At 60.1% G+C, this 24,731-nt stretch carries 19 protein-coding genes; 13 read left to right on the top strand and 6 right to left on the bottom strand.

Translation table 11 applies throughout. The annotated features are described in order from the left end of the window. Nucleotides 1–91 precede the first annotated feature (91 nt). Nucleotides 92–1,711 (top strand): phosphoenolpyruvate carboxykinase (ATP), encoded by a 1,620-nt coding sequence (gene pckA / locus BEI65_RS25365; protein ID WP_099065597.1) that lies wholly within the window; start codon nt 92–94, stop codon nt 1,709–1,711. Between the two features lie 248 nt (nt 1,712–1,959). Here pckA and BEI65_RS25355 read toward each other — a convergent pair whose 3' ends face one another. Next, entirely contained in the window at nt 1,960–3,210 is a 1,251-nt protein-coding gene (locus BEI65_RS25355) for a Zn-dependent hydrolase (protein WP_099065596.1), read from the bottom strand. Then, the gene (locus tag BEI65_RS25350) at nt 3,207–4,586 is read right to left on the bottom strand and encodes a dihydroorotase family protein (protein WP_099065595.1); all 1,380 of its coding nucleotides are present in this window, start codon (nt 4,584–4,586) and stop codon (nt 3,207–3,209) included. The genes BEI65_RS25355 and BEI65_RS25350 overlap by 4 nt, the downstream gene beginning before the upstream one ends. A 176-nt stretch (nt 4,587–4,762) precedes the next feature. On the opposite strand from BEI65_RS25350, the gene BEI65_RS25345 reads away from it, so the two are divergent. From BEI65_RS25345 to BEI65_RS25310, 8 genes are all read left to right on the top strand, one after another. Further along, nucleotides 4,763–5,659, top strand: a complete 897-nt coding sequence (locus tag BEI65_RS25345) for a LysR family transcriptional regulator (RefSeq protein WP_099065594.1) — start codon at nt 4,763–4,765, stop codon at nt 5,657–5,659. A 214-nt stretch (nt 5,660–5,873) separates the two neighbouring features. Continuing rightward, nucleotides 5,874–6,965: a DUF917 domain-containing protein gene (locus BEI65_RS25340; protein WP_099065593.1), complete on the top strand. Its 1,092-nt coding sequence runs from the start codon at nt 5,874–5,876 to the stop codon at nt 6,963–6,965. Further along, entirely contained in the window at nt 6,962–8,614 is a 1,653-nt protein-coding gene (locus tag BEI65_RS25335; RefSeq protein WP_099065592.1) for a urocanate hydratase, read from the top strand. Before BEI65_RS25340 ends, BEI65_RS25335 begins: the two co-directional genes overlap by 4 nt. Before the next feature lie 2 nt (nt 8,615–8,616). Then, nucleotides 8,617–9,957 (top strand): MFS transporter, encoded by a 1,341-nt coding sequence (locus BEI65_RS25330; protein WP_099065591.1) that lies wholly within the window; start codon nt 8,617–8,619, stop codon nt 9,955–9,957. 51 nt (nt 9,958–10,008) lie between these two features. After that, on the top strand, nt 10,009–11,655 hold the full coding sequence (hutH, locus tag BEI65_RS25325; protein WP_099065590.1) for a histidine ammonia-lyase: 1,647 nt from the start codon (nt 10,009–10,011) through the stop codon (nt 11,653–11,655). A 170-nt stretch (nt 11,656–11,825) separates the two neighbouring features. Continuing rightward, nucleotides 11,826–13,136, top strand: a complete 1,311-nt coding sequence (locus BEI65_RS25320) for an MFS transporter (RefSeq protein WP_099065589.1) — start codon at nt 11,826–11,828, stop codon at nt 13,134–13,136. Nucleotides 13,137–13,308: 172 nt separating this feature from the next. Beyond that, on the top strand, nt 13,309–14,568 hold the full coding sequence (locus tag BEI65_RS25315) for an MFS transporter (protein ID WP_099065588.1): 1,260 nt from the start codon (nt 13,309–13,311) through the stop codon (nt 14,566–14,568). Then, nucleotides 14,565–16,007 carry a glycoside hydrolase family 32 protein gene (locus BEI65_RS25310; protein WP_099065587.1) on the top strand — a complete coding sequence of 481 codons (1,443 nt, stop codon included), beginning with the start codon at nt 14,565–14,567 and terminating at the stop codon, nt 16,005–16,007. Before BEI65_RS25315 ends, BEI65_RS25310 begins: the two co-directional genes overlap by 4 nt. Nucleotides 16,008–16,244: 237 nt before the next feature. Here BEI65_RS25310 and BEI65_RS25300 read toward each other — a convergent pair whose 3' ends face one another. The 3 genes from BEI65_RS25300 to BEI65_RS25290 all read right to left on the bottom strand — a co-directional run bounded on the left by BEI65_RS25300 (nt 16,245) and on the right by BEI65_RS25290 (nt 19,247). Beyond that, entirely contained in the window at nt 16,245–17,246 is a 1,002-nt protein-coding gene (locus tag BEI65_RS25300) for a LacI family DNA-binding transcriptional regulator (RefSeq protein ID WP_099065585.1), read from the bottom strand. 67 nt (nt 17,247–17,313) lie between these two features. After that, complete coding sequence (locus BEI65_RS25295) at nt 17,314–17,877, bottom strand: HutD family protein (RefSeq protein ID WP_099065584.1); 564 nt, start codon at nt 17,875–17,877, stop codon at nt 17,314–17,316. After that, nucleotides 17,877–19,247, bottom strand: coding sequence for a formimidoylglutamate deiminase (locus BEI65_RS25290; protein ID WP_099065583.1), 1,371 nt, complete (start codon nt 19,245–19,247; stop codon nt 17,877–17,879). Before BEI65_RS25290 ends, BEI65_RS25295 begins: the two co-directional genes overlap by 1 nt. A gap of 176 nt (nt 19,248–19,423) precedes the next feature. On the opposite strand from BEI65_RS25290, the gene hutC reads away from it, so the two are divergent. The 4 genes from hutC (at nt 19,424) to BEI65_RS25270 (ending at nt 24,157) form a co-directional block, all read left to right on the top strand. Continuing rightward, complete coding sequence (gene hutC, locus BEI65_RS25285; protein WP_099065582.1) at nt 19,424–20,179, top strand: histidine utilization repressor; 756 nt, start codon at nt 19,424–19,426, stop codon at nt 20,177–20,179. Between the two features lie 158 nt (nt 20,180–20,337). Continuing rightward, a complete protein-coding gene (gene hutI, locus BEI65_RS25280; RefSeq protein ID WP_099065581.1) occupies nt 20,338–21,561 on the top strand; it encodes an imidazolonepropionase in 1,224 nt (407 codons plus the stop codon). Next, entirely contained in the window at nt 21,558–22,361 is an 804-nt protein-coding gene (hutG, locus tag BEI65_RS25275; protein ID WP_099065580.1) for an N-formylglutamate deformylase, read from the top strand. Before hutI ends, hutG begins: the two co-directional genes overlap by 4 nt. A 266-nt stretch (nt 22,362–22,627) precedes the next feature. Further along, nucleotides 22,628–24,157, top strand: a complete 1,530-nt coding sequence (locus tag BEI65_RS25270) for a serine hydrolase (protein WP_099065579.1) — start codon at nt 22,628–22,630, stop codon at nt 24,155–24,157. On the opposite strand, the gene BEI65_RS25265 is transcribed toward BEI65_RS25270, so the two are convergent. After that, nucleotides 24,158–24,688 carry a chorismate mutase gene (locus BEI65_RS25265; protein WP_099065578.1) on the bottom strand — a complete coding sequence of 177 codons (531 nt, stop codon included), beginning with the start codon at nt 24,686–24,688 and terminating at the stop codon, nt 24,158–24,160. Nucleotides 24,689–24,731: the final 43 nt, after the last annotated feature.

The following is a 24,731-nucleotide window of genomic DNA, read 5'->3' as shown; positions in this document are numbered from 1 at the left end:
GCAATAATATATGCCCCATGGCTTTCAGGTTGTTGCCGACAATAGGGTACTCTGAAAGCCGACAGGCATAGCACTAATAAGGAAGTAGGATATGTCTTCAATCGCGATTACCCCACAAACGCTGGCCCGTTACGGCATCCATCAGGCTACCGAAATCGTCCATAACCCAAGCTATGAACAACTGTTTACCGAGGAAACCCGTGCCGACCTGCCGGCACTGGAGCGCGGTACGCTGACCCAGCTTGGTGCGGTCAACGTCGATACCGGTGAATTCACCGGTCGTTCGCCGAAAGATAAATACATCGTCCGTGACGACACCACGCGCGATACCGTCTGGTGGTCCGATAACGGCACCGGCAAAAACGACAACCAGCCACTGTCGCCGGAAGTGTGGCAGCATCTGAAAACCCTGGTGGGTGACCAGCTTTCCGGCAAGCGTCTGTTTGTGGTGGACGCCTTCTGCGGCGCCAATGCCGACACCCGCCTGAAGGTCCGTTTCATCACCGAGGTGGCCTGGCAGGCGCACTTTGTCAAAAATATGTTTATCCGCCCGACGGATGAAGAATTGCAGAATTTCGAACCGGACTTCGTAGTGATGAACGGAGCCAAATGCACCAACCCGGACTGGCAACAGCAGGGGCTGCATTCAGAGAACTTCGTCGCCTTTAACCTGACCGAACGTATTCAGTTGATCGGCGGAACCTGGTACGGCGGCGAAATGAAGAAGGGCCTGTTCTCAATCATGAACTACCTGTTGCCGCTGCGGGGTATCGCCTCGATGCACTGTTCGGCCAACGTCGGCGAACAGGGTGATGTGGCGGTGTTCTTTGGCCTGTCCGGTACCGGTAAAACCACCCTCTCCACCGATCCCAAGCGTCAATTGATCGGCGATGACGAACACGGTTGGGACCATGACGGCGTGTTCAACTTTGAAGGCGGCTGCTACGCCAAGACCATCAAGCTGTCGCAACAGGCCGAGCCGGAGATCTATCAGGCGATCCGCCGTGACGCACTGCTGGAAAACGTGCAGGTGCTGGCCGATGGCAGCATCGATTTCGATGACGCCAGCAAGACCGAAAATACCCGCGTCTCCTACCCGATTGAGCATATCGAGAACATCGTCAAACCGGTGTCCAAAGCCGGTCACGCGAAGAAAATCATCTTCCTGACTGCGGATGCCTTCGGGGTGCTGCCGCCGGTATCACGCCTGACGCCGGAACAAACCCAGTACCACTTCCTGTCTGGCTTTACCGCCAAATTGGCCGGTACCGAGCGCGGCATCACCACGCCAACCCCAACCTTCTCAGCCTGTTTCGGCGCCGCGTTCCTGACGCTGCATCCGACGCAGTACGCCGAAGTGCTGGTGAAACGCATGGAGGCGGCCGGCGCTCAGGCCTATCTGGTGAATACCGGTTGGAACGGCAGCGGCAAGCGTATTTCCATCAAGGATACGCGTGGCATCATCGACGCTATTCTGAACGGTGAGATTGAGCACGCCGAGACCTTCACCCTGCCGATCTTTGGCCTGGCGGTCCCGACGGCACTGCCGGGGGTTGATCCTTCGATTCTCGATCCGCGCAAAACCTACGCCGACGAATCCTTGTGGCAGGAGAAGGCGCAGGATCTGGCGCAACGCTTTATCGATAACTTCGCAAAATACACCGTGACGCCAGCCGGCGAAAAGCTGGTCAGCGCCGGTCCCAAGCTTTAAGACTGCAAAGGCACAATGGTGTCTTTAGACGTCTGACAAAGCTTGTTATTAGGGAGAGCGTGCCGGAGGGGTCGTAGCAGCCTTGGCTGCCGACCAATTTGCCGGGAGCAAATTGGAACGACTTCGTCGGCCCGTAGGGTGGGACACACGGACGTGCCCCATAATGGCCCCTCGGTGCGCTAGGCCCGAGTATCTCGGTCTAAAAGACAATTTAGCCATCAACCTCAAGGGGCCCGTCGGCCCCTTTTTTACGCCAGTTGCGTATCCAGATTGATCAGCGCCTGCGCCAGCACCCTGGCTCCATCGGCCAACTGCTGTTCGGTAATCGACTCCTCTGGGCAATGACTGCGCCCATTCAGACAGGGAATAAACACCATCCCCACCGGCCCGGTGGCTGCCATATAGACCGCATCATGCCCGGCACCGCTCGGTAGCCGACGGCTGGCCAGTCCGAGCGACTGCGCAGCACCGTCGATCGCCTGCATCACCGTTTCCGCACAGGCCGTGGGCCGTGCCCGACTGACATGCTGCAACTCCGCCTGCAATCCCAGGCTCTGCAAACGTGGCTGACAACTTTCCAGCAGTAATTCAGGGAAGCTATCCAACACCTGCTGACTGTCGCTACGCACCTCAAGCATCAGTTCCACCCGGCCCGGCACCGCATTAGGCACGTTGGGCGTCATGGCAATACGGCCCACGGTCGCCACCACATAGTGCGGATTACCGCTCTGCTGCGAGGCTGCCGCATGCGCCTGTTCGATCACCTGTGCCGCTCCCACCAGCGCATCACGACGAATATCCATTGGCGTAGTCCCGGAGTGATCCGGCTGGCCAATCACCGTCACCAGGACCCGGCGAATGCCGACAATGTGCGTCACCACGCCAATCGGCAATTGCTGGCGCTCCAGCACCGGTCCCTGCTCGATGTGCAGCTCGACATAGGCGGCGGTGCCGCCAGGCAAGCGCAGCGGCTGGGTCAGTTTTTCCGGCTGAGCGCCGATTCGCCTCATCGCTGCCGCCAGCGTTTCCCCCTGCGCGTTCTTCGCCGCCAGCATACCGCTGTCCAACTCACCACTTAGCGCCCGGCTGCCCACGCAGGAAATCCCGTAATCGCTCGGTTCCTCGGACAGAAAGTCGATCACCTCAAATGGGTGCTGCAAAGCTTTCGCCTGCTGGTGCAGGCAGTGGGCGATCTCAATCCCCGCCAGTACGCCGATAATGCCGTCATAGCGGCCGCCGCCAACCACGGTATCGCAATGCGAACCGGTGACGATCGGCGCCAAATCCTTACGCAACCCGGCGCGGCGCCCAATCAGATTACCGCCCTCGTCCAGCGTCACCGTCAGCCCGGCCTGTTTCATTTGCTCAGCCAGCCAGAGACGCGCCTCACTGAACAATGGTGTAAAGGCACGGCGCGTCCAGGGCACTTCCGGCAGTGTCATCTGTGCCAGGTGGTTAACCCGGGCCCACAAGCGCTCGCTATTGATTAATTCGGTCATTGACTCTCTCCTTTGGCAGCATGCGGGCGCAAAAACTGGCCCGTCCCCGGCGAATTGACAATATGCCCATCGGCAAACACCGCCTGACCGCGGCAATAAGTGGTTTCCACCCGCACGCTGAATTCCATGCCCTCAAAGGCACTCCACTTCACCGCCGACAGACTGTTGGCCGGATCGAAGCGGTAATGCTCAGGCTTCAAAATAACGAAGTCAGCATCCATACCGATATCAAAGCCGCCTTTACGATCGTCGAGCAGGAAATGGCGCGCCGGGTTGCGGCACAGCAGTTGCGCTACGGTGGTCGGCGCAATGCCATGCTGTTCACAGCCGGTCCACAGCGCCGGTAACAGCGTCTCCAGCCCCGGTCCGCCGGAGGCATTTTTGAATACGTTGACATCCCCTTTACGCTCCAGCCCCCAGCTGACGTGATCGGAAGAAACAAAAGTACAGTTACCCTGCGCAATATGGCTCCACAGCAGTTCGGTTTCCGCTTGCGGGCGGATCGGCGGGTAGTGCTTGGTCTTGGCACCAAACTGACGCGTGTGCTGTTCGTGGTTCAGCATCAGGTACTGCACGCAGGTCTCAATGCTGACCGGATAGCCCGCTCGCTGATACATCCGGTACAGTTCAAAACCCCGCGAGGTGGAAACGTGTACGGCGTGGGCGCGCGCGCCGCTTTCCGCCCCCATCTCATAGATCAGCGCCGTCGCCAGATTCTCGATCAACGGCGTGTGGGCACGCATAAAGGCATCCCAGCCGGTGTCACCCGCCTCGGTCATCCGTTGGATATTCTTGCGCGTCAGCTCCTGCATTTGGTTATGCACCGCACAGGCCAGCCCGGTCGGCGCAATCAGTTGGAAGGCGTGCATCAGGTCGTCTTCATCTACCCGAGGGAAACGGCCCGGCGTGGCTTCAAAAGTGGAGAACTTGAAGGCGCAGACTCCACCTTCAATCAGCCCGGCGGCGGCGTCAAACCCGTAGGTGGGGTTCAGGGTGCCAAACAGCGCCACGTCGACATGGCAATCACGCTCTACCTCGGCAATTTTGGCCTCCAGCAGGGCACGGCTTGCCACCGGCTCCGGGTCGTCATAGGGCATATCGACCATCACCGTGACGCCCCCCGCCGCCGCCGCCCGCGATGCCCAGCCCAGGCCTTCCTGATTGGCCTGGCTGCCCGAATGCACCTGACCGTCAATCACCCCCGGCAGGATCCACTTGCCGCGGGCGTCGATCACCTGTTCGGCCTCAGGTGCCTGTCCGCAGCCGCTGCCAATGATTTTACCGCCGGCGATCGCCAGCCAGCCGTCAGGCGTCACCCGCTCGGCATCCACCAGGTTACCCTTGACCACCAGCTCTGGCCGTTGACTCAAATTCATAGCACCTCACCCCTTATTCCAATACGCCCAAGAACTGCATAAAAATGCACGCATCTCAGCTTATCAATCGGCCTGTTGTGCCGATACCGAAGCCAGTGTAGGGTGAGGCTGTCTATTCTGTCTTATGCTTGTTTATCACTCGTGCATAACAAAATGTTAACCATTGTGGAGGGCGTGTGCGTTTAAACCTCAAGCAAATCGAAGTGTTCCGCGCCATCATGCTGACCGGTTCGATCAGCGGTGCCGCCAAGCTACTGCATGTTTCCCAACCGGCGGTCTCACGGCTGATTGCCTATACCGAACAGCGCTTGGGCCTGACGTTGTTTGAACGCATCAAGGGCCGCCTGTACCCGACACCGGAGGCGCGTCACCTGTTTGTCGAGGTCAACTCGGTGTATCAAGGAGTGCAACGGGTCAACGAAGTGGCGGAGGATCTGATCCAAAATCGCATGGGTCACCTGCGCATCGCCTGCAGCCCAAGCCTGGGCCAGGGACTGATCCCCAGCGCTATCGCCAGGTTCCACGCCCAGTTGCCCGAGGCACGGGTGATCCTGCACACCATGATCCCGGACGTCTTGCTGCAGGCGGTACTGACGCAGCAGGTCGAGCTGGGCGTGGCCTTTCTGCATGAAGGCCATCCCAACGTCCATTCACGCCAGCTATACGAAAACCGACTGGTGGTGGCACTGCCCGCCACTCACCCGCTGACCGCCAAAAACGTGATTAGCATCGAAGATTTGATCGACCAGCCGTTTATCGGTTACGGCAGCGAGATCCCTATCGGCCAACTGGTGCGCAAGCTGCTGGATGACGCCAATATGCTCCTGCGCCCTACCGTTGAGGTACAGCAGATCCACGTAGCCTGTGCGCTGGTACAGGCCGGGGTAGGCATCGCGCTGATCGACGAAATTACCGCCAACGGCCCGGTGTGGACCAAGGTGGTTTTCCGGCCGATAGAACCCACCGCCAAAACCCCGATCAGCATCGTACATGGCATGTACGAACCCCTGTCACGCCTGGCCCAGGCGTTTATCGCCACCCTGGAGTCGGTGCAGATCCACTGGTCACGCTAAGCCCTTTAAGCGCTTCCCTTCCTGCCGCTTTCCCGAGTGATAGCGGCATAACTCATTCACCTGTCCCATGGGTTAACATTTTGTTATACGCAGGTGATAAAAAGTAATGCGACATTTTAGTTAACCGCCCCCTAGTATCGAATTCCGGTAGCGCAACTATTCATAGATTATTCATTCAAGCGCAATCTCACCGATACTTTCAGGAGCACAGACCATGGGGCGTGTTTTAACACTTAATGATGTGGAAGCCGCGGTAAAAGGCGGTTCGGTATTTGCTTGCGGCGGTGGTGGTTGGGTTGCCCACGGCCTGGAGCTGGGGCGACTGGCGGTGACCATAGGTCGCCCGGAACTGGTCAGCCTCGACGAATTGGCCGATGACGCCTGGTTAGCCACCGCGGCGGCGATTGGTGCCCCCGGCGGCCTGACCGACTGGCAGATGCTTGGCGTCGACTACGTCAAGGCGGTGCAACTGGTGCAGCAGGAACTGGGGGCCCCGATCGCCGGACTGATCGTCGGCCAGAATGGCATGTCCAGTACCCTCAATGGTTGGCTGCCTGCCGCCGTGATCGGTTGCAAGGTGGTCGATGCGGTCGGCGATCTGCGCGCCCACCCAACCGGCGATATGGGCTCACTCGGTCTGGCTTCCAGCCCGCAACCCATGATCCAGGCCGCCGTCGGCGGTAACCGCGCCAATAACGCCTATATCGAGCTGGTAGTGAAAGGGGCCACCGCCAAGGTGTCGCCGGTGCTGCGCAAAGCGGCCGACATGTCCGGCGGGTTTATCGCCAGCTGCCGCAACCCGATACCGGCGGCCTACGTGCGCCAACACGCCGCACTGGGGGGCATCAGCCTGGCAATCTCATTGGGTGAAAGCATCCTGGCGGCGCGAGGCAACGGCGTGGTCGATGCCATCTGTCGTCATACCGGTGGCCAGATTATTGGCAGCGGCGTGGTAACAACCAACAGTCTGCGCTATACCGAAGAAGCGTTTGACGTCGGCATCGTGACTCTCGGTGAGGGGAATGCACTGCGCCGCATCCACGTCATGAACGAACACATGGCGGTAGAAGACGCCCACGGCGAGCGTATCGCCAGCTACCCGGACGTGATCACCACGCTGGACAGCGCCGGTAACCCGATCAGCGCCGGGCAATTGAGGCCAGGCATGGAAGTGGTGATTTTCCATATGCATCACTCCCAGTTCCCCCTTTCGTCGTCGGTCACCGACCCGGCGGTCTATCCCCCGGTGGAGAAAACGCTGGGTATCGATCTGCGCAGCTATCTGCCGTCAGGAGATGCCGCATGAAAAGAACCTTTGAGGTAACTTCAGGTAGCACGCTGCGCTGCCTGGGCTGGCGGCAAGAGGCGCTGCTGCGCCTGCTGGAAAACGTGCTGGCGGTCGGTGAAAACCCGGATGAGCTGGTAGTGTACGCCGCGCTGGGCCGAGCCGCGCGCGACTGGCCGTCACACGATGCCATTGTCCACGCGTTAAAAACCATGCGTGAAGACCAGACCCTGCTGGTACAGTCCGGCAAGCCAATTGGCCTGCTGCAAACCCACGCCAACGCCCCGCTGGTGATCATGGCCAACTGTAATATGGTCGGCCAATGGGCGAAGGCGGAGAACTTTTACCGCTGGGAAAAAGAAAACCTGATCTGCTGGGGCGGCCTGACCGCCGGTGACTGGCAATATATCGGTTCGCAGGGGGTGATCCAGGGTACCTATGAAATCTTCTCGCGCATCGCCGAGCGCCATTTCGACAACGATCTACGCGGACGCTTTATCCTCACCGCCGGGCTGGGTGGCATGGGCGGCGCACAGCCGCTGGCAGGCACCCTGGCCAACGCCGCGATCCTGACCATCGAGGTTAATCAGGCCAGCATCGACAAACGGTTGAAAAACGGTTTTCTGCAACACCAAGCGGCCGATCTCGACCAGGCGCTGATGATGATAGCCGCCGCGCAACAGCGCAAAGAAGCCCTTTCGGTCGCCCTGCTCGGTAACGCCGCCGAAGTCTACCCGGCCATCCTGGCGCGCGGCGTGATCCCGGACATCGTCACCGATCAGACTGCCGCACACGATCTGGTGTACGGCTACGTTCCCGCCGGTTACAGCCCGGAACAGGTGGCCAAACAGCGCGAGGACGATATCAATGCGCTGATGGACGCCAGCCGCCGCTCCATCGTTCAGCACGTACAGGCGATGATCGGCTTTATGGATCGCGGGGCGGTGGTGTTCGACAACGGCAATCTGATCCGCACCCACGCTCATCAGGGCGGCGTTGAGCGCGCCTTCGAGATCCCGATTTTCACCGAAGCCTTTCTGCGGCCGCTGTTCTGCCGCGCCATCGGCCCATTCCGCTGGATCGCCCTGTCCAACAACAGCGACGATATTCGGGTCATCGATGACTACTTACTCGAGCGCTTTGCCGACAACCGCATCGTCAGCAACTGGATCACCCTGGCACGCCAGCATGTGCCCTTTGAAGGCTTACCGGCGCGCATCGCCTGGCTCGGTCACGGCGAACGTACCGAACTGGCACTGGAGGTCAACCGCATGGTGGCAGACGGACGCCTGTCCGGCCCCATCGCCTTCACCCGCGATCACCTCGATGCCGGGGCGATGACTCATCCGAATATCATGACCGAGAAAATGAAGGATGGCTCTGATGCGATCGCCGACTGGCCGCTGCTCAACGCGCTGGTCAACTGCGCCTCAATGGCCGATCTGGTGGCGATCCACTCCGGCGGCGGCGGTTACAGCGGCTATATGACCAGCTCCGGCCTCACCACCATCGCCGATGGCAGTGACGCTGCAGCACAACGTCTGCAACTGTCGATGACCAATGACACCACCACCGGTGTGATGCGTTACGCCGATGCCGGTTATCAGGAGTCACTGGATGAGATCGCTGACAAATCCTTGCCGTATATCTCACTGCCTCGCGGAGAATAATAATGATCAATAAAAGCACGCTTCCGCCCATCACCCCTCTACTGGCCGCCGATGCCGCCACACCGCGTAAAAACAGCGGCCGCAAGGCGATTGCCGCAGCCTCCATCGGCAACGCGCTGGAATGGTATGACTTCTCGGTGTACGCCTTCTTCGCGGTGTATATCGCGCAGAACTTCTTCCATCAGAACGATGCAGGCACCCAGCTGTTTGAAGCCTTCCTGGCTTTTGGGCTCGGCTTTGTTATTCGTCCGCTTGGCGCATTGGTGATCGGCGCTTACGGTGACCGGGTTGGCCGCAAGGCGGCCCTGACGTTGACCATCATGACCATGGCAGTCGGTACTGCAATCATTGCCTTTGCGCCGCCGTACAGCGCCATCGGCATCGGTGCGCCGCTGCTGATCCTGTGTGGCCGGGTGTTGCAGGGCTTTTCCGCCGGTGGCGAAGTGGGCGGCGCGGCGGCATTTTTGATCGAGCACGCCCCGGCGCATCAGAAAGGCCAATACGCTTCATGGCTGCAGGCCAGCATGGGGATCTCCAATATCCTCGGCGCACTGGTGGCAACCGCGGTTACGCTGACGCTCAGCCACGAGCAGATTGGGGACTGGGGCTGGCGTATTCCGTTCATCATCGGCCTGTCGATCGCACCAATTGGCCTGTGGATGCGTAAAACGCTGGAAGAAACGCCGCTGTTCGCCGAAGAACAGGCGCGCCAGCAGCGGGAACCCCGCACGCCGGAAATGCCGCTGCGCTTGCTGTTCCGCACCCATCGCCGCGCGGTGCTGCTCGGTACCGGGCTGTCGATTCTGTGGGCGGTAAGCATCTATGCGCTGATCATCTACATGCCGATTTATGTTCAGCGAGTGATGCACTTCGAGAGCCACCAGGCGTTTCTGGCGGCGCTGATCGGCAACTGCTTTATGGTGGTGTGCTGCGTGGCGGCCGGGGCCTGGTCTGACCGGATCGGCACCCTGAAAATCCTGCAGGTTGGGGCGCTGCTGTTGCTGGTGGCCAGCTACCCGCTGTTGCTGTTGCTCGATGCCTACCACACCACCGCGATGTTGATCCTGGTGCAGACGCTGTTTTGCATCCTGGTGTCGCTGTTCGTCGGCGTGGCCCCTGCGGCACTGTCCGATCTGTTCCCTACCCAGGTGCGGGCCAGCGGCATGTCGGTGTCCTACAACCTGGCGGTGACGGTGTTCGGCGGCTTTGCTCCGGCGATCCTCACCTGGCTGACCCAGAATACCGGCACTCGTTTTGCCCCGGCCTGGTATGTGATGATCGCCAGCCTGCTGGCATTGATCACACTGTATTTTATCGCCCGCCATCCGGCGCGGCAGCCCTGAACATAAAGCAATAACAACATCATAATAATCAATAACAAGGGTTCACTTATCATGCCAGGAAAACTCATTTTATCGCTGCTGGCCGCGCTGACGCTCGGTTATAGCCAGCTTGGGTTGGCCACCGTCACGCTCGACGGCCACTCCATTACCCCGCAGATGATTGCCAACGTCGCCGATGGCGAAGCGGTGGCCGTCGCCCCTGTCGCCATCAAACGCGTGACAATGTCACATAAGGTGCTGATCGAGGCGGCACAGAACGGTTTGAAAATTTATGGGCTGACGGTCGGCGTCGGGTTGAACAAGGATCGGCCGATGGTCGACGTGCATGGCAAGCTGACGCAGGAAGTGATCGACGCATCGAAAAAATTTAACGTCGGTCTGCTGCATGCCCATTCCGGCGGCATCGGTGAACCAATGAGTATTCGCGTGGCACGGGCCACCCTGGTCACCCGACTTAATGGCCTGCTGAACGGGGGCGGGGGCGTTCAACCGGCGATTGTCGACGCCTATGTCGCTTTTCTCAACAAAGGGATTACCCCGGTGATCCCGGCGGACGGTTCGGTGGGTGAAGGCGATATCACGGTGATCAGCCACATCGGGCTGGCGATGCTCGGCGAAGGCGAGGTCTATTACCAGGGCAACAAAGTCGCCGCCAGCGCGGCGCTGCAAAGCAGCCAAACGCCGGCTATTACTCCCTATGCCAAGGACGCACTGGCGATCCTCAGTTCCAATGCCTATTCCGCCGCCAGTGGCGCACTGGCGCTGGATTCACTGGCCCATCTGATGCAGGTCAATACCCTGACCTATGCCCTGAGTTTGCAGGCGCTAAACGGCAACGTATCGCCATTTCTGGCCAATACCCTGGCGCTACGTCCCTATCCGGAAGTGGCGGCGATGGGCAAAAACCTGCGTGAACTGTTGGCCGGTTCCAGCCTGTGGCAGCACGACGACAGCCGCCCGCTGCAGGATCCGCTCAGCTTCCGCTCCGGCGTCTATCTGCTGGCGGAACTTCAGCGCAGCTACCGGCAGGCCTACGATCAATTACTGGTGCAGTTAAACAGTTCCGACGACAACCCGGGAGTGGCGCTGAACGTCACGGCACCGTCACAGCGTCCGCAGGAGGCGGTCGGCTACGTGAGTGAAGGCAACCTGCAGGGCGCGGTGCTGCCGAGCGCTAACTTCGAGCCACTGCCGTGGGTGCTGGCCTTCGAGCAGTTGGGACTGGCACTGGCGCACAACTCGCTGGCCAGCGCCCAACAGGTGGTCAAACTGAATAACCCGGCGTTTACCGGCCTGAGCCGTTTCCTCGGCACCGATCACACCGTGCATGCCTTTGGCGCGATGGAAAAACCGGTGATGATGCTGGCAATGCGCAATAAAGAGCTGGCGATGCCGGTCTCACTCGATTACTTCCCGGTCGCCGGCGATATCGAAGACATCGCCACTAACGCCCCGGCGGTGGTTGAGCGTGTTCAGCAGCAGGTGGATAACGCTTATCAACTGCTGGGCATCCTGCTGGTGCACGACGCCCAGGCGGTGGACCTGCGCCAGCAGCGGCATAACGGTTTTACGCTCTCTGCTCCTACGGCCAAACTCTATGCGGCGATACGCCAACAGGTGCCGTTTATCGAAATCGATCGCCCACTGGCCCCCGACTTCGCCGCCGCTGAGCAGGTGCTGCGCCAGTACGGCCGGTAATTACCCCTAATACTGGCGATATTGTCCCCTCTCCTTTGGGAGAGGGTTAGGGGGAAGGGATAGGTACTGAAGCTAAAGCCCCCACTCACAGTTCCCGCTGAAAATAATTGATTGTTTTGTCATAAGAATTTAGAACTGACTGACAATAATTCAAACACACGGGAATGGGGATGAGCACACAAACGACGGTTATTGACGCACGCCAGTCGCGTCAGGCGTTGCTGGCCGGATCGGTCGGCAACTTTATTGAGTGGTATGAATTCGGCGTGTACGGTTTTCTCGCTACCGTGATCGCCGCCAATTTTTTCACCCTGCAGGGTGAAAGTGAAATCACCAGTCTGATCCTCACCTATGCCGCCTTTGCGCTGGCCTTTTTCTGCCGCCCGATCGGTGCGGTAATTTTCGGCCGCATCGGCGACCGCATTGGGCGTCGACCGACGTTGATCGCCGTATTGCTGCTGATGACCGTGGCTACCGCGCTGATCGGCGTGATGCCGACCTACGCCTCTATCGGCGTCGCCGCCCCGCTGCTGTTGACCCTGCTACGCATGTTTCAGGGGCTGTTTGCCGGCGGTGAATTTGGCGGCGCGGTGTCGCTGATGACCGAGTTCGCTCCCAAGGGCAAACGTGGCCTGTTTGGTGCCTGGCAGTCACTGACCGTGGCGTTCGGGCTGCTGGCCGGTGCCGGGCTGGTGGCCTTGCTGGCCGCGCTATTGACGCCGGAACAGCTACACGACTGGGGCTGGCGTATTCCCTTCCTGCTGGCGTTGCCAATGGGGGTAGTGGCACTGTGGCTGCGGCTGAAATTGCAGGAAACGCCGACCTTTACCCAGGCACAGCAGACCCGCGGCTCAACCACGCAGCCACCGGTGGTGAAGCTGAGCAGCGTAGCAAAAACCATTATCCTCGGCATTGGCCGCATGATGGGCTGGTCCGCCGCCGGTTACACCTTCCTGGTGGTGATGCCCTCTTACCTGCAAACCTCACTGCACGCCACCTTCCAGCAGGCACTGGTGGCCACGGTATTGGCCAACGTCGGCTTCGCCCTGACCATTCTGCCCGCCGGTATGCTCAGCGATAAACTGGGGCGCAAAACGGTAATGCTGACGGCAGTAGTGGCGGTGATCCTGTTTACCTTCCCGCTGCTGCACCTGCTGCAAGACCCGCAAAGCTCACTGCTGGCCAAAGGCATCGCGGTGATGATCGCCGGGGCGGTGGTCGGCTTGCTGGCCGGGCCTGGCCCGGCCATGCTGGCAGAAATGTTCCCCACCCAGGTACGTTATACCGGCCTGGGGCTGGCCTATTCGTTGTCCAATGCGGTGTTTTCCGGCTCAGCGGGGTTAATCATCACCGGCCTGATCAAACAGACCGGCAACCTCGATATCCCAGCCTACTACGTGGTGGCCACCTCGGTGGTCAGCCTGTTCGCACTGATGACCCTGCGGCGTGACGATCATCTGCGTTCGCTTAACCAACGTTAATTCCTGTCGGGCGCCCTGTGCGCCCTTTTCCTCTTCGGTGATTTTGATCACACCCACAAAATGTTAACGTTAACTTTTGTGATTAACATCGCAATCCCTCGCTTTGATGGCTTTATCTGGCTCAAAGTTAACGTTAACAATAAGGGCAATTTCATCCATCAGGGCATTCCACATGAACCGCGAAACAAAAAAATATTATGTGCTCCTCAGCGGCCTGTTGTTTTTCTTCTTCTTTACCTGGTCGTCCAGCTTTTCACTGATCTCCATCTGGCTGAACCAGAAAATCGGCCTGAAAGGGACAGAAACCGGGCTGATCTTCTCGGCGATGTCGATTATGGCGTTGTGCGCCCAACCGCTGTACGGCTTTATTCAGGACAAGCTTGGGCTGCGTAAGCACCTGCTGCTGTTTGTCGGCGTACTGTTGTTGCTGACCGGCCCGTTCTTTATCTACGTCTACGCCCCGCTGCTGCAGAGCAACCTGGTGGTTGGCGCACTGGTAGGCGGCGTGTTTGTCAGCCTGGCGTTCAATGCCGGGATTGGCGCGCTGGAATCCTATACCGAACGAGTCAGCCGCATCGTTGGCTTCGAATTCGGCCGGGCGCGCATGTGGGGTTCATTAGGCTGGGCCAGCGCCACCTTCTTCGCCGGTTTTAACCACAATATCAACCCCAATATCAACTTCTGGATCGCCTCAGCCTCGGCGGCGGTGTTCCTGCTGTTGCTGTGGCAGGTGCGCGAGCTGAAACCCAACGCCATGGCCGGGCTGGAGTACGGTAAGCCGGAGAATCTGAAGCTGCAGGACGCCCTGGCGCTGCTGCGCCTGCCGGGGTTCTGGGCGCTGGTAGTGTTCGTGCTCGGCACCAGCATCTACGGCGTGTTCGACCAGCAGTTCCCGGTATATTTCGCCTCGCAGTTCTCCACCCACGAGGAAGGCAACCGCATGTACGGTTTCCTCAACTCGCTACAGGTGTTTCTGGAAGCCGGCGGCATGTTCCTGGCCCCCTTCCTGGTTAACCGGCTCGGGATTAAACAGAGCCTGCTGCTGGCCAGCAGCGTAATGGCGCTGCGCATGTTCGGTTCCGGCTTTGCCAGCGGCGCACTGATGATTTCCGCCATGAAACTGCTGCACGCCGTAGAACTGCCTATCCTGCTGGTGGCGATGTTCAAGTACATCACCACTCGTTTCGACAGCCGCCTGTCCTCTACGCTGTATCTGGTGGGATTCCAGTTTATCAGCCAGATCGTCGCCGGTTTTCTGGCACCGCTGGCCGGCTATGGCTACGACCGCATCGGCTTTGCCGACACCTATTTGCTGATGGGCTGTGCGGTGGCCGCTACCACGCTGATTTCCTGCTTCCTGCTGCGCGGCGAGACTGTCGCCAGTGCGCCTCAATTTCAATCCACGTTAAAATCAAGTGAGCCCACCCAATGAAAAATGCCTTAGCTCAAGCCGATCATGCGGTCGAAGCCCTGCGCGCTCAGCGTCAGGATCACTACTACCCGCGCTTTCATCTGGCACCGGCCGCAGGCTGGATCAACGATCCCAACGGCCTGGTCTGTATTAACGGCGTCTATCACGCGTTTTACCAGCACCACCCCTATGACCAGAACTGGGGGCCGATGCACTGGGGTCACGCCACCAGCCGCGATCTGGCGCACTGGCAACACCAGCCGATCGCCCTGGCCCCCGGCGACGACGATGACAAAGACGGCTGTTTCTCTGGCTGCGCGGTGGATGATAACGGCGTGCTGACGCTGCTCTACACCGGCCACGTCTGGCTGGGCAAGGAAGGAGACGACGATCAGGTGCGCGAGGTGCAGTGTCTGGCCACCAGCGAAGACGGGATCCATTTTGTTAAACACGGGCCGGTACTGTTGCCGCCGGAAGGCATCCAGCATTTTCGCGATCCAAAAGTCTGGCGCACCGCTGACTGTTGGTGGATGGTGGTCGGTGCCAAGGAAAACGGGCTGGGACAGGCGCGGCTTTACCGCTCCGACGACCTGCGCGATTGGCAGTTCGACCGCGTGCTGAGCGGTGCACAGACGCTGCATCAGGGCTATATGTGGGAGTGCCCGGACTTCTTCCCGCTGGGGGAAAAACAGGTGCTGCTGTTCTCGCCGCAGGGGCTGGCGGCCCAGGGTTACCGTCATCGCAACCGCTTCCAGAGCGGTTATTTGCTCGGTCACTGGCAGCCGGGCGAGGACTTCAGCGTCACTCAACCCTTCTGCGAACTGGACAGCGGGCACGATTTCTATGCGCCGCAAACCTTCACCGCCGCCGATGGCCGCCGCATGCTGTTCGCCTGGATGGACATGTGGGAATCCCCGATGCCGAGCAAAGCGCAGGGTTGGGCCGGCGCACTCACTCTGCCGCGCGAATTGACGCTGGGGGCCGAGGGCAACCTGCTGATGAACCCGGCGCGCGAGCTGACGGCGTTGCGCGCTCAGCCACATTCGTTTGCTGCGGTCAGCTTGCGCAACCAACGGCAAATGCTGGACGCCGAGGTGCAAGAACTGGCGTTGACGCTAAAACTGACCGACAGCGATGCCGAACGCTATGGCATTGCTATCGGCAACGCGGCACGGCTGTACGTCGACAATCAAGCCCACCGTTTGGTGTTGGAACGTTTCAGTGAGGATGCGGGCCTGTGCGGCTGTCGCAGCGTCCCCCTGCCGGAAGGTGACGAGTTGTCGCTGCGCGTCTTTATCGACCGCTCATCGCTGGAAGTGTTCGTCAATCAGGGCGTGGCCTGTCTGACCAGCCGTATCTACCCGGCGGACGGCAAACTCGGTATTAGCCTGTTTGCCGAAAGTGGACAGGCGCAGTTTGCTGCATCCCAGGCCTGGGCGCTGGAGAGTATCTGGGACTGACCTTCTTTTACAGATTATTGAAAAAGTCCGCTATTAGGGAGAGCGTGCCGTAGGGGTCGTAGCGGCTTGTCCGCCGACCAATTTGCCGGGAGCAAATTGGAACGACTTCCAGTCGGCCCGTAGGGTGGGACACATGGATGTGTCCCATAATGGCCCCTCGGTGCGCTAGGCCCGGGTATCTCGGTCTTAAAAGCAACTTTGTCATTAAACAGCACGTGCTTATCACGCCCTGTTTGATTACAGAGATTCGCGCAGCAACAACGGGCAGGCCACCTTTCGCGTATCCCGATGTTCCAGCTGATTAATCAGATGCAGCGCCGCCTGCCGCCCCAGCTCGTAATGCGGCAATTGCACCGTGGTCAGCGGCGGCAGAAACAGTTGACCAATGCCGACCATATTGTCATAGCCCAATACCCCCACCTGCTGAGGGATCTTCCAACCCTGCGCCAGCAGCACCTGATACACCATAAACGCCACCCGATCGTTACCGCACACCACCACATCACAGTCGCGCTGCCCCGGCGAAAAGTGCCTCTCCAGCAGCTCCACACTGTCGCGGTAATGCTCGTCGCCGTCGGTCAGATCAAGATGGTATTGCCGTAACTGGCCAACATCGCCCCCCGCTTCAAGCCAGGCTCGCTCCAGCCCACGGCGGCGCAGCCCGGCCGCCAGGGTGGTTTCCGGCAGGTGAATGCACAGCGGCGCGCGATACCCTTTGGCGATCAGTGCTCGCATGGCATCGTACTGGCCCTGCTCATCATCCGGGATATAACTCGCCACCGGGTTTTCCGGACTGACGCAGTTGGCCAACACCAGTTTTTTATCCAGCAATTTGGTCGGCAGTGTCACCTGCCGCAGCCCCATGGTGGTGAAGATCACCCCGTCCGGCCGGTGTGCCAGCAGCAGATCGATGGTGTGCTCCGCGCTGTCGTCGGCGAACAGATTGACCACAAAGCTGTTCCAGCCGTGTTCACGCGCGGTTTTTTCAATCGACAGGATCATGTCTACCGAGAAGGGCGTGGTCGCGGTATCCAGCGCCAGCACGCCGAGCGTTTGCACCCGACTGCTGTCACCACGAATTCGCCGCGCCGCGAGATCGGGCACGTACTCCAGTTGGTCAATCGCCAGTTTGACGCGTTGGTAGGTTTCCGGCCGCAGCTTATCGGGCTCGTTGATGGCGCGGGATACCGTCATGAGCGATACCCCGGCAAGTTTTGCAACGTCTTTCAGCGAGGCCATGCGCCCTTCTTTGTGTGGGATAGAAAACCAAATAATCCCACAACTTAGCGTCGGACTCTAGCCCGGCTTAACCGGGTGTGATGTCGGCCCACAGAATAACGCTATCCTCCGTCAGCGGCGTCAGTGAACCGGAGTGCTCACCTGCCGCCCACCAGCCGCCTTCACCTGCTGCCAGGCTGACGCCGTCCGCCACAGCCCAACGTCCCTGCAACACGTACAAAACGCCCGCATGTTGCACCGGCAGCCGGGTCACCGCCGTTAGGCGCTGCACTCTGGCCGCCCAGCGCCCGCGCCGGGTCATGATGTTAAAGTCCTGACTGCTGCCCCCCAGCAAGGTCGCCTGCAGCGCCACATCGCCGGAGAAAGCGAACGGCTCGCCGACCTGCGACAAATGATGATCAATTTGCCCTGCGCTGAACAGGCGTACGCCGTCGCCTTCCAGCAGGGTGATCGAACGATCGATACCGCTGAATGCCGAAAACGGGCCGTCCTGCGCAATGGTGGCGATGCTGGCGCGCCAGTCAAAATCCTGAGCCCCCAGCGGCCAGCTGGCAATCTCTCGGGTTTCCCCACCGCCATTGCGCCACGGCGTGACCGGCAGCGAAGCAAAATCAAAACGCGTCAGGCTCATTATGCCTCCTGCTGGAAGGTTTTCAGCACCTGCAGGAACTCTGCGCTGCTCTGTTGTTGCAAGGCGTGGCGACCCTGATCGATCACCTGACGCCCGCCAACAAACACGTCGCGAATTTGTTCCTTGCCGCCGGCGAACAACCAGCGATTCAGAATGGAAGCGTCCGGCGCGGCAGCCAGGTAAGGATCGTCGCCGTCCAGCACCAGCCAGTCGGCACGGTAGCCGCTTTGCAAACGGCCGATAGGGGCACCACAGGCCTGCGCCCCACCCTTCAAGGCCTGCTGGTAGAGCACATCCGCCACCGCCGGTTGTTCCGGCGTGGTCAGGCGGTTACGGCGCTGATCGCGCAGCCGTTGACCGTATTCGAACCAGCGCAGTTCCTCCACCACGTTGAGCGACACATGGCTGTCGGAACCGATGCCCCAACGACCCTGATGTTGCAAATAGGCGTCGCCGGGGAAGATGCCGTCGCCCAGATTGGCTTCGGTGGTCAGACACAGACCCGCCACCGCCTTGCTGCGTGCCAACTGTTCCAGCTCGTCACGGTCAAGATGGGTGGCGTGCACCAGACACCAGCGGCTATCCACCGGCAGATGCTCATACAGCCAGGCCACCGGCCGACGCCCACTCCAGGCCAGACAGTCGTTGACCTCTTTCTGCTGCTCGGCAATATGAATATGCACCGGCAGCGTGCTGTCCGACGCCGCCAGGATCTGCTGCATCTGGCTCAGTTCCACCGCACGCAGTGAGTGGAAACACAACCCCTGATTCTGCAACGGCTGGTCCGCCAACTGACGCGCGATCACCTGCTGCTGCTCCAGGTAGCGATCCGCATCCTGAATAAACCGTTTTTGCCCCGCCTGCGCAGGCTGACCGCCAAACCCGGCGTAGCTGTACAACACCGGCAACAACGTCATACCGATCCCCGCCTGCGCCGCCGCCTGGCTGAGTCGGCCGGTCATTTCACCGCGATCGGCATAGGGGTTGCCGTCGGCACCGTGATGCAGGTAGTGGAATTCTGCCACCTGGGTATATCCGCCTTTCAGCATTTCGATATACAGTTGGCGGGCGATCACCTCGACCTGCTCCGGCGTCAGCCGCTGCACCAGCCGGTACATCAGATCACGCCAGGTCCAGAAACTGTCCTGCGGGTTGCCCGCCACCTCCGCCAGCCCGGCCATCGCACGCTGAAAGGCGTGAGAATGAAGGTTCGGCATGCCCGGCACCACGTCGCCGTGCAGTCGGGTGCAGCCGTCGGGATCGGCGTCGGCAGTCACCTGGGTCAGGTGGCCTTGCGCATTAACGTCTAACCGAACGTTATGCGCCCAGCCTTCGGGGAGCAGAGCACGTGAGGCAAAATAAGCAGGCATGGCAGTATTCCACTGTTAGTGTAACGGCTAATAACGCGCGATAATCGCGCATCCGAAAATGCACTGGCCCATCGCATTGCTGTGGCGAACCGGCCCTTAGTTGTATATACATATACATACGCCGACACCAACAGTAAACTGGTGTTATTATTTTTTTATTTGACGAGGTTAACGTCTTGGTTGATCAACAGACCGTGCTGCAACTGGCTGCTGCAATGAGCGATACCCCCGCCCCGATTTATCAACGGGTCAAGCAGGCGATCGTAAACCAAATCCGTGCGGGCCATTGGTTGCCGCACCAACGTGTCCCCTCGGAAAGCGAACTGGTGGCCGAGCTTGGCGTTAGCCGCATGACCATCAACCGCGCACTGCGTGAACTGACCACCGAAGGCTTCCTGATCCGCATGCAGGGCGTGGGCACCTTCGTCGCCGAAGCCAAGGCGCACACCGCGCTGCTGGAAGTGCATAACATCGCCGACGAAATCGCCGCCCGTAGCCATCGCCACAGCAGCAAGATCCTGCAGTTAAAAGCCCGCCCGGCCAGTGAAGAAGAAGCGCTGGCGTTAGGCATTCAACCCGGCCAACAGCTGTTCTATTCGCAGATCGTGCATTATGAAAACGACCTGCCGGTGCAGGTGGAAGACCGCTGCGTGAACCCCCTGATCGCACCCGATTACATGAAGCAGGATTTTGACCGCGTCACGCCCTATATCTACCTGACCCAGGCCGCACCGCTGACCGCCGGTGAGCACATTGTGGAAGCCGTGGTGCCGACTCATCATCAGCGCGAGCTGTTGCAGCTGGAAGACCACGAACCGGGCCTGCTGATCCACCGCCGCACCTGGTCTGGCAAAACCGTGGTGACCTCGGCACGCCTGCTGTATCCCGGCAGCCGCTATCAGCTGTTTGGCCGTTTCACTAACGACGTCTGATCCCCCGCGGGTGCTCTTTTGCACCCGCCCTTCCACAACGATCACATTCCGATAACAAATTTTTATCCCGCCTCTTGTGACAACTCGATGAATGCGCTAGGTTGTTTTTAATTGTATATACAACCATGTGGGAGCCAAGGCTCCGGCGGAGAAAAGCCATGACCTCTGAGATTCATTGCGACAGCCTGTGGCACGGGGCCGACATCGTCACCATGCGCGACGGCAAGTATCACACCCTCAGCAACGGCGCGATCGCCGTGCGTGACGGCAAAATTGTCTGGCTGGGTGAATACGATGCGCTGCCTGCGACGTTGATCGCGGATGAAAAGGTGAAATTCGACGGCGGCATCATTACGCCGGGCTTTGTCGACTGCCATACCCACCTGGTGTTCGGTGGCAACCGCAGTGGAGAATTCGAACAACGGCTGAACGGCGTCAGCTATGCCGAGATCGCCGCTCAGGGCGGCGGCATCATTTCCACGGTCAAGGCCACCCGTGACGCCGAAGAAGAGCAACTGCTGGAGCAGGCGCTGTTCCGACTACGGCCGCTGCTGGCGGAAGGCGTGACCTGCGTGGAGATCAAATCCGGTTACGGCTTGACGCCGGAAAGCGAACTGAAAATGCTGCGCGTGGCGCGCCGATTGGGCGAACTGCTGCCGGTAGAGGTGAAAACCACCTGTCTGGCGGCGCACGCGCTGCCGCCGGAATACGCCAACCGTGCCGACGACTATATCGATTTGGTGTGTAACACCATTATTCCTCAGGCTGCCGCCGCCGGACTGGCGGACGCGGTTGACGCCTTCTGTGAACATCTGGCGTTCTCACCGGCCCAGGTGGCACGGGTATTCGCCGCCGCCGAAGCCGCCGGTCTGCCGGTTAAGCTGCACGCCGAACAACTTTCCGCGCTGGGTGGCAGCGAATTGGCCGCGCAGCATCATGCGCTGTCTGCCGATCACCTCGAATACGCCACCGAACAGGATGCGCGGGCGATGGGCGATGCCGGTACCGTCGCGGTCCTGCTGCCGGGCGCTTATTACCTGCTGCGCGAAACCCAATGCCCGCCGGTAGATTTGTTCCGCAAACACGGGGTGGCGATGGCGATTGCCAGCGACGCCAACCCAGGCACCTCACCGGCGCTGTCGCTGCGCCTGATGATCAACATGGCCTGCACGCTGTTCCGCCTGACGCCGGAAGAAGCCCTGGCGGGCGTTACGACCCACGCGGCCAAAGCGCTGGGCCTGCAGGCGAGCCACGGTACGCTGGAAACCGGCAAGGTGGCTGACTTTATTCACTGGCCGCTGTCGCGACCGGCTGAACTGGCTTATTGGCTGGGTGGACAACTGCCCTGCACGGTGATTTTCCGAGGAGACATACGTCAATGACCATTCGCGATCCTTTTGATTTCCACGCCGGTAGCCTGCCGCTGCTGATCAGCATTCCCCACGCCGGTACCCGACTCACTCCGGCGGTCGAGGCCGGTTTAACCGAAGATGCCCAACCGCTGCCTGACACCGACTGGCATATCCCGCAGTTATACGAATTTGCCCGTGCGATGGGTGCCAGCGTACTGGTCGGCAATTATTCGCGGTTTGTTATCGACCTGAACCGCCCGGCGGACGATAAACCGCTGTACACCACTGCCACCACCGGCCTGTTTCCGGACGTACTGTTTGACGGCCGCCCAAGCTTTCTGCCGGGCAAGGCCCCCTCGGACCAGGAGCGAGCCGGTTATCTGCAGCAGATCTGGCAGCCGTATCACCAGCAGTTGCAGGACGAACTGGCGCGGTTAAAGGCGAAACACGGCTACGCACTGCTGTTTGATGCCCACTCTATCGCCTCGGTGATCCCACGTTTGTTCGATGGCAAGCTACCGGACCTTAATCTGGGCACCAACGGCGGTGAAAGCTGCGCCCCAGCGCTGAGCGATCGCCTGGTGGCCTGCTGCGAACAACAACAGCAGTTCACCCACGTGCTTAACGGTCGCTTCAAGGGCGGTTACATCACCCGCGCTTACGGTCAGCCACACGAGCAACAGCATGCGATCCAACTGGAATTGGCGCAGGTGAACTACATGTCCGAAAGCTACCCGTTTGCCTTTGAGCCACAGCGTGCCGCCGCTCTGCAGCGCCTGCTGAAACAAATGATCGACAGCCTGCTTTCCTGGGGCGGCCAGCCGCGTTAAGCCTTTTTAAGCCCGATGAGGGGTGACACTGTCACCCTGCATCTGCCCTTTATCCCCCGTAGCTAACTTCCTGATTTAGTGACAGACCTTTGGTATCCCTGCTCGCCGTCGTTTCGATTTGCGTCCTGCATCGCAGTTTTGACTGAAAATCCCCTAATCTGGTCGGAACAGCGCACAAAACAGCGGCCCACGGATTTCGCGGTGCGCGACAATCTGGCGAAAAGTCCGCTGAGTCACAAATCGAAAACTCACTCTGGAGGCATAGTATGTCTGAAACCCCGCTAAACTGGCGCGCCGCACAGGCAGTCGCCGAGCGGTTGCTGGCTGACTGGCAGTCCGACGGCGAACCCGGTGGAGCGATTACTCTGTTCGACGCCGCGCAAATCCGGGCAGTGGCCAGCGCCGGCCTGGCCGATCTGGCACAAAACACCCCTTTTACCGCCGACAGCGTGGTGCGTTACGCGTCGGTCACCAAACATATATTTGCTGCGCTGGCGCTGAATGCCACCGACAACGCCCTGAGCCTGGACGATCGCCTTGGCGACTTGCTGCCGGAGCTGCATCCCCCGCTGGCGGACGTCACCGTCGGTCAGGCGCTGGATATGACCAGCGGACTGCCTGACGTGCGGGAAACCCTCGGGCTGCTGGGCATCTCGGTGCATACCCGCAGCGAGGCGCAACCGGTGATGCAGTTCCTTCAGAGGCTGGGCGGACTGAACTATCCGGCCGGCAGCGAAATCACTTATACCAATAGTGGCTACCGCTTGGTTGAAGCGGCCCTGCAGGCCAAGGGGTATGACTTCGACCAACTGGTGCAGCAACACATCGCCCAACCGCTGCAAGTGCAACTGCGGGCGCCAGAGAGCTGGTTTGACGTAGTGCCGGGGCTAACGCCCGGTTACTGGCGTTCAAAGCAGGGTTGGCAACTGGCCAGCGCCGGCCTGCATCTTTCCGCCTCCGGCAGCCTGACCGGCAGCGCCAATGCCCTCACCCGCTGGCTACAGACGCTGCTGGCCGACCAGGGTCCGGGGCGCGGCGTACTGGCACAGCTGAGCGCACCTCGCCATCTCAATCAGGGCCAACTCAGCGCTTACGGGCTGGGACTGGCGCAAACCCCACTGGGTAAACAGCGCCTGCTGGGACACGGTGGTTCGCACGCCGGTTACAAGACCTATTTCCTGCTGGCCCCCGATCGACAAGCCGGTGTGGCGCTGGTAGCCAACCGGGAGGACTGCGACAGCTTCGGTATCGCGCTGCAGGTGATGGCCGCCCTGCTGGATGAGGCACTGCCGCAACGCAGCAACGCCATTCCCGATGGCATTTACACCACGGTAGCAGAGCCCTACTGGCTGGAAGTGAAGGACGGTAACGTCGCCTATCTGGGCAGCGATGAACCGCTGTATCAGGGCGATGACGGCTATGCGGTCTCGCTTTCCGCCCATATGCCCATGCGGCTGAAATGGACCGGTGAAGCGGTTGAAGGCGAAGTGTGCCATGTAGCCCGCAGTTTCCTGCCGGTCACGGCTAATCGCGAATGCCTGAAGCACGTGCAGGGCCTGTGGTATCACCCGCAATACCGCACCGCCTTCGAGATTTGCGGCGACCAGGTGCACATTGGGGTGGGGCCGGCGGCGCAGACAGGAACGATCAGCTCATTGGGCCAGGGCCGCATGCTGGTCGAAAGCCGTGATGGCCCGTGGCAAAAACGCTTTTGCCTGTATTTTCGCGGTTACAGCGTGGACTTGATCGCCAATCGCAGCCGGGTGCTGACCTTTCAGCGCAGCGGTGCCGGTTGATCACCCCGCCTTGCCGGCCCGAACGGCCAGTAAGGCGGTAAACAGCCGCTGCTTATCGGCATCGCTGAGGTTGGCCTGAGTGATGGCATCAATAAAGCTGCTACCTGCCGCCTCGGTCAATGGACCAGTTTTCAGCTGCTGCGCCAGCCGTTGCAAGATACGGCTGCTGAGTTCGGCAATCTGCGGTCGTACGCTATCCAACGGGCGCGGCTGCCAGCCACTTTCCGGCTGCGCCAGCCAGTCTGCACGATAGCGGTACTGAATCGCCTTGGCGGCATCCATTTGCGCCAGGATAAAGGGCCGCACCGAAAGCGGATCCAACCCCAACCGCTCCCCCTCTGCTTGCGTGCTGGCCAACACCCTGGCCTCCTGAGCCAAATCCTCGATCGGCAGATGCTGCTGCGCCTTGTAACCGGCAACGTCCTTCATATAAGCCAACCGCTGATTGACCAGTTCACCCAGCGCCGCACCGCCGTCCGCCAGCGCAGAAAAGCTGACCAGACAGCAGGCAATCAATAACATCCTCAACATCGCCCTTTCCTTATCCAACCGAAAAATCAGGGACAGAGTTCAC

The sequence above is a fragment of the Serratia sp. BW106 genome (genome assembly GCF_002607755.1).
Taxonomy (GTDB): Bacteria; Pseudomonadota; Gammaproteobacteria; order Enterobacterales; family Enterobacteriaceae; genus Serratia; species Serratia proteamaculans.
Note: the sequence above shows the minus strand (reverse complement) of the source record. Positions and strands in the feature narration are given on the sequence as shown.